The following is a 12,449-nucleotide window of genomic DNA, read 5'->3' as shown; positions in this document are numbered from 1 at the left end:
ACACCGCATGGCTGTAGGCGTATTCGACCTCTTTACCGTAGGCATCGGCCCCTCGAGCTCCCACACCGTGGGGCCGATGCGGGCGGGCGCGGCCTTCGCCGCGGAGCTTGCCGACGCCGGTGTCCTTGGTTCCGTGGCCGGTCTCCGCGTGGACCTTTACGGGTCCCTCGCGGCGACCGGCCGCGGGCACGGAACTTTTCCCGCCGTCCTGCTCGGCCTGGAAGGCTTCGCTCCGGAAGAGATCCTCCCTGATGAGATGGAGGAACGGCTCGCCGAGATCGAAGCCAGCGGCAAGATCTCGCTGGCCAACCGGCTTGAGCGGGCCGGCGGCGTCGCGGTGGTCCTCGAATACGGGATTGCAGACATGGTGCTGCACCCGCTTACTGTCCTGCCCCGGCACACCAACGGCATCCGGTTCGCGGTTGCCGGCGCGGACGGTGAACTCCTCCACGAAGCGACGTTCTTCAGCGTGGGTGGCGGGTTTATTGTGCGCGACGGCGAGGAGGAGACGGCCGCCGTCGAGCTTGAAGCCTCAAAACAATCGCTTCCGTATCCCTTCCGCACCGCCGTTCAACTGCTGGAACACTGTACGGACAACGGGCTGTCCATCAGCGAGGTGATGCTGGCGAACGAGCTGGTGTCCCGCTCCGAGGAGGAGATCCGGGCCGGACTGCTGCACATTCGCGACGTGATGGACCAGTGCAAGGACTCAGCCATTTCCCGCACCGGCCTGCTGCCCGGCGGCCTGAAGGTCCGGCGCCGGGCGCCGCAGTGGCACACCCGCCTGCGCGAGGAGGATCCCACGCGGGACCCGCGTTTCTGGCAGGAATGGGTCAACCTGGTGGCGCTGGCCGTTAACGAGGAAAACGCCTCCGGCGGCCGCGTTGTTACCGCGCCGACCAACGGTGCCGCGGGCATCATCCCCGCTGTGCTCTTCTACGCCACGCACTACGGCCCCGGCATGGACACGGCCACGCAGGAACAGAAGGACGACGCCGTCGTCCGTTTCCTGCTCGCTGCCGGCGCGATCGGGGTGCTCTACAAGGAGCAGGCTTCGATTTCCGGCGCGGAGGTGGGTTGCCAGGGCGAGGTGGGATCGGCGTCGTCCATGGCTGCCGCGGGCCTTGCCGAAATCCTGGGCGGAACGCCCGAACAGGTTGAGAACGCCGCGGAAATCGCCATGGAACACAACCTCGGCCTGACCTGCGATCCGATCGGCGGCCTGGTCCAGGTGCCCTGCATCGAACGGAACGCGATCGGCGCCGGAAAGGCGGTCAACGCCGCGAAGATGGCCCTTTGGGGCGACGGCGAGCACCGTGTCTCCCTGGACGAAGTCATTGTGACCATGCGGGAAACCGGACGGGACATGAGCTCGAAGTACAAGGAGACGGCGATGGGCGGCCTGGCCGTGAACGTGGTGGAGTGCTGACCTCCGCGGGTTGAGGCGGGCCTGCCCGGGTGGTAGACAGTAAGGACGCTTAGTAAGTTGCCGACCGGAAGGAAAGCACCATGGCCGAACGCGGAAACAGCACCCATGGGCGCCGCATGGATGAGGAAATGAAGCACGAAACGCAGAACCTCACCCGTAACGCCGCTCCGGACCACGCCCAGGAATGGCGCCAGCCCGAACCGCTGGCGGATGACACGGACAGCGCTGAAGTCCAGGAAGTGCTCGGCGGGCCTCAAGGAACCGAAGCTTCCACACTGCAGCCTGAGGGGGACGACTGAGAATGCCGAAGACCACCAAGGCCGGCAAGGCCAAAAAGAGCGAGCTGCCGTCAACCCTGGAACGTTCAGACCAGAAGGCGCAGGACACGTTCGCGAAGACCTACGACTCCGCGATGGATGAGTACGGGAACGAGCAGCGGGCCGCGCAGACCGCGTATGCCTCGCTGAAGCACACCTACGAAAAGGTCGGCGACCACTGGGAGCCCAAGGACTCGAAGGGCCCCTCGGACAAGAAGGCTGAAGAGGGCAGGCGCTCCAACGCGAAGACCGCCGGGGGAGTGGATGCCAATGCCACCAAGGACCATCTGTACGACGTCGCATCCAAGCTGGAGATTACGGGCCGGTCCCGTATGACCAAGGATGAGCTGGTTGAGGCCATCCAGAAGGCCAACGAGAAGGAAACCCGGAAGAGCCGGTCCTAGCCGCGGCCGAGGTAGGGCATGCCGGCTGCCGTGAGCACCACGGAGCCCGGATTGGCCGACGCCGGCAGGCCGGCCATGAACACGACTATCCGGGCCGCTTCTTCCGCCGGGAAGGTCGGTTCTGCTTTGCGGGTGCCGTCCGGCTGCAGCGCGCCTCCGGCGGTGATGCCGTCCAGCAGCTCCGTGGCAGCGTTGCCGATGTCGATCTGCGCGCAGCTGATTCCCCAGGTGCGGCCGTCCAGGTCAATCGACTTGGTGAGCCCGGTGACGGCGTGCTTGGTGGCGGTGTAGGCCGCGGCCAGCGGGCGGGGAGCGATGGCGGAGAGGGAGCCGTTATTGATGATCCGGCCGCCGGGAGGGTCCTGTTCCTTCATTTGCCGGACCGCCGCCGCAGCGCAGGGCATACTGCCGGTCAGGTTCACTGCGATGGTTTCATTCCAGTCGCCGAGGCTGATCTGGTCCACGGAACCTGACGGGCCGAAGCTGCCGGCATTGTTGAACAGCACATCCACCCGGTAATGACCGCTGTCCGCACGCCCTCGAAACTCATGACCATATCCTGCCGTATCCATCGAGATAGCAGAAAGTGCCCGTTTCAGCGCTGTAACGGGCACTTTCTGCCATTTCGGTGAGAAGGGCAGGCAGGGGCGTTGACCGGCCGGACCGGCGCGCCTAGTGTCTACCCAACTTGTCTACGGGCAGGACCGGATCCAACCGGCCCGGCAAAAACAAAGGGGTTTTTGTGCATTTTCCGGCAGCGCAGTACGAACAGGTCCTTGATCCTATTGGCGATTCCCTGGTGCTTTCCGCCATCCTCGCCGCGCTCCCGCTGCTCCTGCTCTTCGTGATGCTCGGCGTCTTCCGGCTCAAGGCCTACCAGGCGGGCATCATCTCGCTGGTCCTGTCCATCCTGCTGGCGCTGTTCGGCTGGGGCATGCCGCTGGATCAGACCCTCTCTGCCACCGCCCTGGGTGCGTTCTACGCCATCTTCCCGATCCTGTGGATCCTCATCAACGCACTATGGATCTACAACCTCACGGTGGCAACCCCGTGGTTCGACGTACTGGGACGGACCATCCGCTCCATCTCCGATGACCTGCGGATCCTGTCCATCCTGATCGCGTTCTGTTTCGGTGCCCTGCTCGAATCGCTGGCTGGTTTCGGCGCCCCGGTAGCCATTGCCGCCGCGATGCTGATGGCCGCCGGCATGAAACCGCTGAAGTCGGCGATCGTGGCGCTGCTGGCCAACACCGCGCCGGTGGCATTCGGTGCCATGGCCGCGCCCATCATCGCGCTGAACGGCGTCACCGGCATTCCCCTGCAGGAGCTCTCCTCCATGACCGGGCGGCAGACGCCGTTCATCGCCCTCGTGGTCCCGCTGATCCTGGTGTTCCTGGTGGATGGCAAGCGCGGTGTGCGGCAGACGTGGCCGGTGGCCCTGGTGGCCGGCATCGTCTTCGGCCTGGCGCAGTTTGTGGCTTCCAACTTCTTCGTCGTGGAACTGACCGACGTCGTGGCGGCCGTCGCCACGGTGATCGCGGTGCTCGCAATGCTCCGGGTCTGGCAGCCGAAGGAACTGATCGGCATGTCCGGGGAAGCGATGGACGACGACGCCGGTGCGGTGCGCGGTGCCGCCGCCGGAGAACGTGCGGGCGAAGGCGCTGCTGAGGAAGGAACCGACACGCTGACCCGCACAGGCGGAGACGGCAGCACCTCGCAGGCTTCCGGAAGCGGCGGCTCTGGGCGGCGGTCTGCCGCCAGCGGCGGGAGCGAGGGCTCCGCAGGAGAAGGCGGACGCGATAACGCACGGCCGCCGGCCCGCAGCGTCTGGCTCTCCGTGGCCCCGTACCTGATCATCATTGTGGTCTTCTCCCTCGCGCAGATCCCCGCCATCAAGGCATGGCTGACCCAGGTGGGCGGTGTTACCTTCCATTGGCCGGGCCTGGACGTGGTGAATTCTTCCGGAGATCCGGTGGGGGCGCAGAACCTGCGCTTCGACCACCTGAAGGCCACCGGAACGCTGCTGCTGATCTCCGGGATCCTGACCATGGTTCTCTACCGGATTGCACCCGCGAAGGGAATCCGGATCTACGGCGAGACCCTGAAGACCCTGCGCTGGACGATCGTCACAGTCTGTTCGGTGCTCGCGCTGTCCTTCGTGATGAACCTGTCCGGACAGACCACCACCCTCGGTGTCGCGCTCGCCTCCGCCGGCGGCTTCTTCGCACTTCTGTCTCCGCTGCTGGGCTGGATCGGCGTGGCGCTGACCGGGTCGGACACGTCGTCGAACTCCCTGTTCGGGCAGCTGCAGGTTGCCGCCGCCGAGGAGACCGGCCTGTCGCCCACCCTGATGGCGGCGGCGAACTCCTCCGCGGGGGTGCTGGGCAAGATGCTGTCGCTGCAGAACCTGGCCATTGCCGCTGCGGCCGTGGGCCTCAACGGGGTGGAGGGCACGCTGCTGCGCAAGCTGATCGGCTGGTCCCTGGGCCTGCTGGTCGGGATGACCCTGCTGATCTGGTTGCAGTCCACGCCGGTGCTCGGCTGGATGGTCCCGTAGGTTGGCAAGTCAAGGAGAACGTGTGAGTACGAAGTCCATGAACGCTCCCGGCATTCCTGTCGCGGATGGGGCGGCCGCCGTGCTGGGCGCGGCAGCCAGGTTTTCCGTTGACCAAGGGGACCGGCTGGCGGCCAGCACGGACCGATCCGGCTTCGTGGCTGAGAGCATCCCGGACGGAGTGGTCTTCGCCCAGGACGCCGGGGAAGTAGCCGAAGTCCTGCGCCGGGCCAGCGCGCACCGGATCCCGGTGGTTCCCCGCGGGGCCGGAACAGGGCTGGCAGGCGCCTCGTCTTCCCGGCAGGGCGAAATCGTGCTGGATGTGTCCGGCATGGACTCGATCCTGCGGATCGATCCGGAGGAACAGCTCGCCGTCGTGCAGCCCGGGGTGCTGAATGCTGAGCTGAACGCTGCCGCCGCTGAGTACGGGCTGTTCTACGCCCCTGACCCGGCCAGCACCGCCATCTGCTCCATCGGCGGGAACATCGCCACGAACGCCGGCGGGATGCGCTGCGCCAAATACGGCGTCACGCGCGAAGCCGTGCTGGCGCTGCGCGTTATCCTTGCGGACGGGAGGGAACTGCGCACCGGCCGGGAGACCATCAAGGGCGTGAGCGGCTATGACCTGAACGCCCTGATGATCGGGTCGGAAGGGACCCTGGGAATCGTCGTCGAAGCAACCCTGCGGCTGCGTCCGCTGCCCGTGCAGACCGCCACGGTTGCGGCCTTCTTCCCGAGCGTTGAACAGGCGGCCCGGGCGGCGTCGGCGGTTGTTGCGGCGCGCATCCAGCCGTCCATGATGGAGCTGATGGACGGGCAGACCCTCGAAGCAGTGGACGCTGCACTGGGCACGGACTACCGCTCCCGCGGTGCGTCCTTCCTGCTGGTTCAAACGGACGGACACGGCGCCTTCCTGGAGCAGGACGTGGTGATGGACGCCGTCTCACCGTTCGGGATCTGTGAACGGGCGGTCGACGACGAGCAGGCGGCCGCGCTGGTGACCGCCCGCCGGGAAGCTATCCCCTCACTCGAAAAGCTCGGTCGGGTTTCGATTGGGGACATCGGGGTGCCGCGCGGGAAACTGGCCGACGTCGTCTCCGGGCTGGAGGCGATCGCCGAACGCACCGGCGTGCGCATCTTCACCATCGCCCATGCCTCCGACGGCAACCTGCACCCGATGATCGTGATGGACCCGGAGGAGTCCGTGACGGAGGGGCCGCCCAAGGTGGCGCTGGGGGAGATGTTCCACCTGGCCAAGTCCCTGGGCGGCACGCTCACCGGAGAACACGGCATTGGCCTGCTGAAACGGGACTGGCTCCAGGAGGAGCTCGGGAACGTCTCGCTGGAAGTCATGCACACCATCCGCGCCGCGCTGGATCCGCTTGGCATCCTCAACCCGGGCAAGGCCATCTAGGAGCCGGTTGCCCTACTCGAAGACCAGTGAGACGCGCAGGTTCTCAATGGGAGCGGGGCCCAAGCCGTAAACCCACAGGACGAGCTTCTGGTTCTGCTGCACGGACAGCGATCCAGTGCGTCCGCATTGGGAGGTAGTCGTGCAGGACATGAGGGGTTGGAACAGGCCGTCACGGACGAGGTACACGTCGATGAGGCTGCTCCGTTCCGTCATCTCGACTCTCATTTCGGTGATGGTCCCCGCGCGCGGCATTCGGATTTCGTTAGCCTCTCGGGAGCTGGAGGGAGCCACCGAGCCGGAGATCGGGAAGTAAGCCGCACCGTTAGTGAGAGCTGTGGGATCTATGGTGCCGGGCAGGAAGCTGACGAAGACCGTCCCTGCCCCGGCCGGTCCGGCCGGACCGGTGGGCCCGGTATCGCCGGTGTCGCCCTTATCGCCCTGCGGTCCGGCGGGCCCTGCCGGCCCCTGGGGCCCTGCCGGCCCCTGGGGCCCTGCAGGTCCCTGTGGCCCGGCCGGGCCAACCTGACCTTCTGGTCCCGCAGCACCGGTGGTTCCCGCTGGGCCCGGGTCACCCTGATCACCTTGAAGGCCTTGCACGCCTTGAGGGCCCATGGGTCCCTGCGGGCCAATCAGGCTTTGAGACCCACCCGGCCATGTTCCCGCCGTCTTGGGGCCGTAGATGGCGAAGGTTGCGGTGTCGAGGTAGAAGTCGCCGTCCACACCCACGTTATTTGAGGGAGCCCCGGATCCGTTGTGGATGCTGTTCCCATCCCGGCCGGGAAGGCCGGCGGGTCCAGTGGGACCGGCTGGGCCCGGTTCGCCGGCGGGCCCGGTGGCACCGTCGGCACCGTCGGCTCCGTCAGATCCGGCGGCACCGTCCGCTCCGTCAGATCCGTCAGATCCGGCGGCACCGTCCGCTCCCGCCGCCCCGGCCGGTCCCGCCTGGCCAGCCGCCCCGGTCTTGCCGTAAGCGCCCGCCGGTCCCGCCGGTCCCGCCTGCCCCGGAACACCGGCCGGCCCGGATTCTCCAGGCTTGCCGTCGGTGCCCGGTTCGCCCTTGTCTCCCTTGGCATCGGCTGACGCTGAAGCTGACGCTGACGCCGCGGGCGACGCCGACACCGCCACGCTGGGGACCTCCCCGTCAGCTCCGGCAGCCAACCAGGACACCGGGATACTGCCCTGGCCGCAATCGAGCTCCCCGGGTGATGTGGCAATGCTCGTGAATTGCAGCGAGGTGTCGTCGAGGCAAGCGTGATAGGAGGCCGCAGCCGAAGAAGCGGGGGTGCAGGCGGAGAGTGCCAGGACGGCAGCGGCGGCTGCGGCAAGTGCCGGCATAAGCCGGGGGACGGGGCGGTTCACGGGGATCTCCTGGGTCGTCTTTCGGGACAGGGCGGGGGAGAAGGGCTGAACCTGCCAGGTGCGGTCCTCCCCCAGCGGGTCCCGCATGCCGTAAACAGCAGTAAATAGATAAAGACCAATTATGGACTTCGTCCAGACAGTTATATGCCATCTTTTGGACGGCGTCCAGAAATTTACACGCTACCCGCGATGATGACGGAGGCCACAAAAAACAGCAGCCGCCCCGAAAGGGGCAGCTGCTGTTTCGAAAATCCGGGCCGGGACGCCGCTAGCTGCGGCTGGCCGGTTCCGGTTCGTGGTGGTCAACGTGCGGGTGGCGGCGCTCCAGAGAGGAGCCCTCGACGTCGACGTCCGGCAGGATCTTGTCCAGCCACTTCGGCAGCCACCAGGCCTTGTCCCCGGCCAGGTGCATCAGCGCCGGGATCAGCAGCATGCGGACCACGAAGGCGTCCAGCAGTACACCGAATGCCAGCGCGAACCCGATTGGACGGATCATGGCGCTGTGGGAGAAGACGAAGCCGCCGAACACGGAGACCATGATGATCGCCGCAGCGGTCACCACCGCGCGTCCGGCGCGGACACCCTGCACCACGGCAACCCGGGAGGGCGCACCGTGGGCGTAGGCCTCCCGCATGCCGGAGCCGATGAACAGCATGTAGTCCATGGCCAGGCCGAACAGGATGCCCACCAGGATGGTTGGCAGGAAGTTCAGGATCGGGCCCGGTGTCTCCACGTTGAAGACCCCGGAGAGCCAGCCCCACTGGTAGATCGCCACGACGCCGCCCAGGGCGCCGAAGTAGGAAAGCACGAAGCCCAGCGTGGCAATGACCGGAACGTAGATGGACCGGAACACCAGGATCAGGATCAGCAGTGACAGGCCCACGACTACGCCAAGGTAGATCGGCAGGGCGTCGGAGAGTTTGTCTGAAATGTCGATGTTGCCCGAAGCGGTTCCGGCCACGCCAATCTCGTACTCGCCGTTCAGCGGGGACATGTCCCGCAGGGTGTGCACCAGGTTCTCGGTGGACTCACTCGTGGGACCTTCTTCGGGAACCACCTGGAAGGCGATCGTGCTGCCGTCTTCCGAGGAACCGATCGGCGCGACGGCGGAAACGCCGTCCTGTTCGAAGAGGATCCCGGCGATCTCCGCCTGGACAGCGGTTGCCTCGGCGTCGGTCGGCTCGGAGTCCAGCTCGGCCACCACCAGCAGGGTGCCGTTCTGGCCCTCGCCGAACTTCTCCGACAGCGTGGAGTAGGCCCGGTACTGCGTGGAGTCATGCGCCTCGGAGGACCCGTCCGGAAGCCCGGTGCGCAGATCCAGGGCGGGAATGGCGATCACCAGCAGGGCGGCAATCGAAACCAGTGCCGTGAGCACGGCGCTCACCGTGGACATTGGCTTCGCCGAACCGGGTACGGCCGTGGGAGAGGCTGCTTCCTCGGCGTGGGACACGGCGGCGCGTTCCTTTTTGCTGAGGATGCGCATGCCGGTCAGCTTCAGCAGTGCCGGGGTGAGCGTCACAGCGATCATCACGGCAATCGCGATGCACGCAGCACCCACGGTGCCCATGAGGCCAAGGAATGGAATGCCGGTGATGTTCAGGGCCAGCAGGGCAATCAGCACGGTCGAGCCGGCGAAGACGACGGCGTTGCCCGAGGTGCCGTTGGCCAGGCCGATCGACTCCTCCAGGTCATAGCCCGCCTTCAGTTGGCGGCGGTGCCGGTTCACAATGAACAGCGCGTAGTCGATGCCGACGGCCAGGCCGAGCATCAGGCCCAGCACCGGAGTCACGGAGACCATTTCCACAACGCCGGAGAACGCCAGGGCGCCCAGGGCGCCGATTCCGACGCCGATCAGGGCGGTGATCAGCGGCAGTCCCGCACCGACCAGCGTGCCGAGCATGACCACCAGCACAACGGCCGCGACAACCAGGCCGATGACCTCGCCGATGCCGAAGATGGTTGGGATGCCCTGGGCGATGTCCGTGGAGAAGTCGGCGGTGACGCCCTCAACCGGTGCGTCGTCGAAGACCGCCACGAGGGCATCCTTCGTTTCCTGGGTGACCTCCATCTGGGTGTCCTCGAAGACCACCGTCACAATTGCGGCGCTGCCGTCCTCGGAAACCATGCGGATGTTCTGGGCCATGTTGAGCAGGGCGGCTCCCTGTTCCAGCTGCGGAGCCTGCTCTTCCGCGGCGGCGGCCTGCGCCTCGAGTTCGGCCCGGCCGGCATCAATCTGGGCCTGCTGAGCGTCCAGCTGCGGCTGGGCCGTTTCGAGTGCGCCGGCTGCTTCCGCCTGTGCACGGGCGGCGTCGAGCTGCTGCTGGCCGGCGTCGAGTTCGGCGCGTGCCGCCTCCAGCTGGGCGCGGCCGGCGTCGAGCTGTGCCTGGCCTTCCTCCAGCTGGGTGCGCTGAGCGTCCCGCTGGGCTTCGGTGGCGAAGGGGTCCACGGCGTTTTCGACGCCGTCGACCTCGGAGGCATCGGCCGCCAGCGCAGCGATGGCGTCCTTCTGCTCCTGGGTGAAGGGCGAGCCGTCCTCGGTCTGGAAGACCACGGAGCCGGTTCCGCCGGAGGCTTCCGGCAGTTCCTGCTGGAGGCGGTCTGTCACCTGGGTGGTGGGTGTGCCCGGGATGGAGATGGCGGTGGAGAGGGTGCCGCCGAAGAGTGCGAACGCTATGCCGGCGATTGCCAGCACGGCGATCCACACTCCCAGCACGGTGCGGGCACGCCGTGCGGCGCCCCGCCCCAGGCGGTAGAGGAATTCAGCCATTTGGAAGGTCCTTATCGAAAAACTTGGGTTTTGCTGCGGACGGGGGCGGCGGAGGTGAACCGCCGCGAGCGAAAACTTAGGGGCTGCCCGGAGGAGTGCCGGAGCCTACTCCGGTACGAAGGGCAGCAGTGAGCCGCTGGAGCAGTTCGATCCAGGCGGTGCGGGAATCAGGGGTGTTGACGGCGCCGGTCAGCGAGCTCCAGCGTTCATAGAGCACGCTTATTCCGCCGGCGAAGGTGCCCACCAGAAGCTGGATGTCTTCCGGATCGGATTCCGGGTGGCGGGAGGTGAGGGCGGAGATCACCTGGTCTCCGGCGAGGGTCACGGAGCGGAAGGCCATGATGGCCTGCTGCGGCGAAGACCGGGTGTCTGCCCGGCCCAGGACCTCGGTGAGGTAGGAAACCGCCTCGATGAACCTGGGCGAACTGACCAGGTCCACCAGGTCATCCAGGGGAGAGTGCCCGGCCGGTGCCGTGCCTTCCGGCAGCATGAGGGAGGATGCGACGACGCCGGTGCCCACCTCGGTAACGACGTCGTCCAGGGAGGCGAAGTGGTTGAAGACGGTGCGGCGGGAGACGTCTGCCCGCTGTGCGAGTTCATCCACGGAAAAATCGGTGCCGCGGCGCTCGGAGAGCAGGTCAGCGCAGGCGTTGACTATCGCCTGGCGGTGCTTGCTCTTGAGGGCAGACCGGCGGTCGGGAGAGGTACTGGCAGGAAGCACACTCCTACACTAAGTGCATCGTTGCACCGGGTGCAACTAATCCCGTTCCGGCTCCGAAGCCTCGCGCGCCCGTCCGGCAGCGGGCGAGCGCCGCGATCCGAGGAAGTGCACCAGCACTCCCGCGCCAACCAGAGTGAGCGCGGCTCCTCCGTAGACGGTGGCCAGTGAATAGACCCCGTCCGGGGCGCCGGAAAACAGTCGGCTCAGGAGCCCGGGAATCTGCGGCCCGGCGAACAGGAGCACCGTCAGCAGCGGCCCTCCGGTCAGCCAGCCGCTGCGGCCGGGCTGCGTGTTTTTCCCGCTGCTCTGCTCACTCATGGCTTAAGTCTTCCAGATTTCCGGGCGGGGCGTTTTCCGTCCCCGGCCGGCGCTGCGTATCAGGCGGGTGCCGAGGAAAAATTGCCGGCCTGGAATACCATCGCGGGATTCTGCAAAGCAAACCCGGGTGCATTGGGGGAGTAACGGTGATCACACCTGGGGGTTCCGCATTGGGGTATCGCCGGGCCGGAAAGTAGGCTCGACCGTATGGCTCCCTTCCGAAACAGCCGCGCTGCGGCGCTGCCCGCGAAATTGTCCCGTTCCTGGCTGCTGGCTTCTGCCGCGGACGAAGCACATTTTGCTCCCGCGCTGGCATCGGAAGCGGACTCTGTCGTATTCGACATGGAGGACGCAGTTCCCGCCGAAGGCAAGGCCGAGGCACGTGAGCGCGTGGTGGAGGCCCTCTCCACCGGGATGACTGCCTGGGTGCGCGTCAACGGCATCGAAACAGATTACTGGGCCGATGACCTGGCTGCCCTGTCAAAGGCGCCCGGCCTGCGCGGCGTCATGCTGGCCATGACCGAAGAGCCGGAGCAGGTCACGCACACCGCCATGCGGCTGCAGGCCGGCACCCCGGTGCTGGCGCTGGTCGAGTCCGCGCTCGGCATCGAAAACGCGACGGCGATCGCCAGTGCTCCGGGCACCTTCCGCCTGGCATTCGGCGTCGGCGACTTCCGCCGCGACACCGGCGCGTCCGATGACCCGATGGCCCTGGCGTACGCCCGCTCCAAGCTGGTGGTGGCCTCCCGCGTGGGCCAGCTTCCCGGCCCGATCGACGGCCCGACTCCGGGCACGCTGGGCGAGAAGCTGCTGGATGCGTGCAAGGTGACCGCATCAATGGGCATGACCGGCAAGCTCTGCCTGATGCCCGAGGCTGCGGACACGATCAACAAGGGCCTCTCGCCGAGCGAATCCGAAATTGTCTGGGCCCACGAACTGCTCGAGGCACACGCCGCCGGTGCAGTGGTGGGCGACGGCTCCTACCTGCCGCGCCTGGCCCGGGCCCAGAAGATCTCTTCCCTGGCGGACTCCTACGGTCTCTGGAACGCCTAGTTTCGGGGCGTTCCGAGAACGGGCCGCTCCCGCACACCTTCCGGTCAGGGCGTGCGCGGAGTCTTCGCCGTAGTCCGCTGAACTTAAGTGCAGAGCGGAACAGCGGCACCTGC

Annotated in this window: 11 protein-coding genes; 6 read left to right on the top strand and 5 right to left on the bottom strand. The window is 66.8% G+C overall.

What is annotated here, in order from left to right; all coding sequences use genetic code 11:
• Positions 1 to 7 precede the first annotated feature (7 nt).
• The 3 genes from GD628_RS05155 to GD628_RS05145 all read left to right on the top strand — a co-directional run bounded on the left by GD628_RS05155 (position 8) and on the right by GD628_RS05145 (position 2,150).
• A complete protein-coding gene (locus GD628_RS05155) occupies positions 8 to 1,429 on the top strand; it encodes an L-serine ammonia-lyase (protein WP_091601081.1) in 1,422 nt (473 codons plus the stop codon).
• Between the two features lie 80 nt (positions 1,430 to 1,509).
• Complete coding sequence (locus GD628_RS05150; protein ID WP_091601083.1) at positions 1,510 to 1,728, top strand: hypothetical protein; 219 nt, start codon at positions 1,510 to 1,512, stop codon at positions 1,726 to 1,728.
• Between the two features lie 2 nt (positions 1,729 to 1,730).
• Positions 1,731 to 2,150, top strand: a complete 420-nt coding sequence (locus GD628_RS05145; protein ID WP_091601085.1) for a ChaB family protein — start codon at positions 1,731 to 1,733, stop codon at positions 2,148 to 2,150.
• Here the strand turns inward: GD628_RS05145 and GD628_RS05140 are convergent.
• A complete protein-coding gene (locus GD628_RS05140) occupies positions 2,147 to 2,722 on the bottom strand; it encodes an SDR family oxidoreductase (protein ID WP_152274014.1) in 576 nt (191 codons plus the stop codon). The two genes, GD628_RS05145 and GD628_RS05140, sit on opposite strands and share 4 nt — an antisense overlap.
• Before the next feature lie 170 nt (positions 2,723 to 2,892).
• On the opposite strand from GD628_RS05140, the gene GD628_RS05135 reads away from it, so the two are divergent.
• On the top strand, positions 2,893 to 4,707 hold the full coding sequence (locus GD628_RS05135) for an L-lactate permease (RefSeq protein WP_226802340.1): 1,815 nt from the start codon (positions 2,893 to 2,895) through the stop codon (positions 4,705 to 4,707).
• A gap of 37 nt (positions 4,708 to 4,744) precedes the next feature.
• Entirely contained in the window at positions 4,745 to 6,118 is a 1,374-nt protein-coding gene (locus GD628_RS05130; RefSeq protein ID WP_152274233.1) for an FAD-binding oxidoreductase, read from the top strand.
• A gap of 12 nt (positions 6,119 to 6,130) precedes the next feature.
• On the opposite strand, the gene GD628_RS16840 is transcribed toward GD628_RS05130, so the two are convergent.
• The 4 genes from GD628_RS16840 to GD628_RS05110 all read right to left on the bottom strand — a co-directional run bounded on the left by GD628_RS16840 (position 6,131) and on the right by GD628_RS05110 (position 11,283).
• Positions 6,131 to 7,477, bottom strand: coding sequence for a collagen-like domain-containing protein (locus GD628_RS16840; RefSeq protein WP_193313197.1), 1,347 nt, complete (start codon positions 7,475 to 7,477; stop codon positions 6,131 to 6,133).
• 268 nt (positions 7,478 to 7,745) lie between these two features.
• The gene (locus tag GD628_RS05120) at positions 7,746 to 10,244 is read right to left on the bottom strand and encodes an MMPL family transporter (RefSeq protein ID WP_152274012.1); all 2,499 of its coding nucleotides are present in this window, start codon (positions 10,242 to 10,244) and stop codon (positions 7,746 to 7,748) included.
• 76 nt (positions 10,245 to 10,320) lie between these two features.
• Positions 10,321 to 10,965 carry a TetR/AcrR family transcriptional regulator gene (locus GD628_RS05115; RefSeq protein ID WP_152274011.1) on the bottom strand — a complete coding sequence of 215 codons (645 nt, stop codon included), beginning with the start codon at positions 10,963 to 10,965 and terminating at the stop codon, positions 10,321 to 10,323.
• A 36-nt stretch (positions 10,966 to 11,001) separates the two neighbouring features.
• Positions 11,002 to 11,283, bottom strand: coding sequence for a hypothetical protein (locus GD628_RS05110; protein WP_152274010.1), 282 nt, complete (start codon positions 11,281 to 11,283; stop codon positions 11,002 to 11,004).
• Between the two features lie 207 nt (positions 11,284 to 11,490).
• On the opposite strand from GD628_RS05110, the gene GD628_RS05105 reads away from it, so the two are divergent.
• A complete protein-coding gene (locus GD628_RS05105) occupies positions 11,491 to 12,336 on the top strand; it encodes an HpcH/HpaI aldolase/citrate lyase family protein (protein WP_152274009.1) in 846 nt (281 codons plus the stop codon).
• Positions 12,337 to 12,449 lie beyond the last annotated feature (113 nt).

The sequence above is a fragment of the Arthrobacter koreensis genome, assembly GCF_009193255.1.
Lineage (GTDB): Bacteria > Actinomycetota > Actinomycetes > Actinomycetales > Micrococcaceae > Arthrobacter_B > Arthrobacter_B koreensis.
The sequence above is the reverse complement of the archived record's forward strand: the minus strand, read 5'-3'. Positions and strand labels throughout refer to the sequence as shown.

Excerpts from the sequence above, each read along its gene's own strand:
- GD628_RS05110 (WP_152274010.1), bottom strand. The coding sequence starts at position 11,283 with ATGAGTGAGCAGAGCAGCGGGAAAAACACGCAGCCCGGCCGCAGCGGC.
- GD628_RS05130 (WP_152274233.1), top strand. The coding sequence starts at position 4,745 with ATGAACGCTCCCGGCATTCCTGTCGCGGATGGGGCGGCCGCCGTGCTG.
- GD628_RS05155 (WP_091601081.1), top strand. The coding sequence starts at position 8 with ATGGCTGTAGGCGTATTCGACCTCTTTACCGTAGGCATCGGCCCCTCG.
- GD628_RS05105 (WP_152274009.1), top strand. The coding sequence starts at position 11,491 with ATGGCTCCCTTCCGAAACAGCCGCGCTGCGGCGCTGCCCGCGAAATTG.
- GD628_RS05120 (WP_152274012.1), bottom strand. The coding sequence starts at position 10,244 with ATGGCTGAATTCCTCTACCGCCTGGGGCGGGGCGCCGCACGGCGTGCC.
- GD628_RS05150 (WP_091601083.1), top strand. The coding sequence starts at position 1,510 with ATGGCCGAACGCGGAAACAGCACCCATGGGCGCCGCATGGATGAGGAA.
- GD628_RS05145 (WP_091601085.1), top strand. The coding sequence starts at position 1,731 with ATGCCGAAGACCACCAAGGCCGGCAAGGCCAAAAAGAGCGAGCTGCCG.
- GD628_RS05140 (WP_152274014.1), bottom strand. The coding sequence starts at position 2,722 with ATGGATACGGCAGGATATGGTCATGAGTTTCGAGGGCGTGCGGACAGC.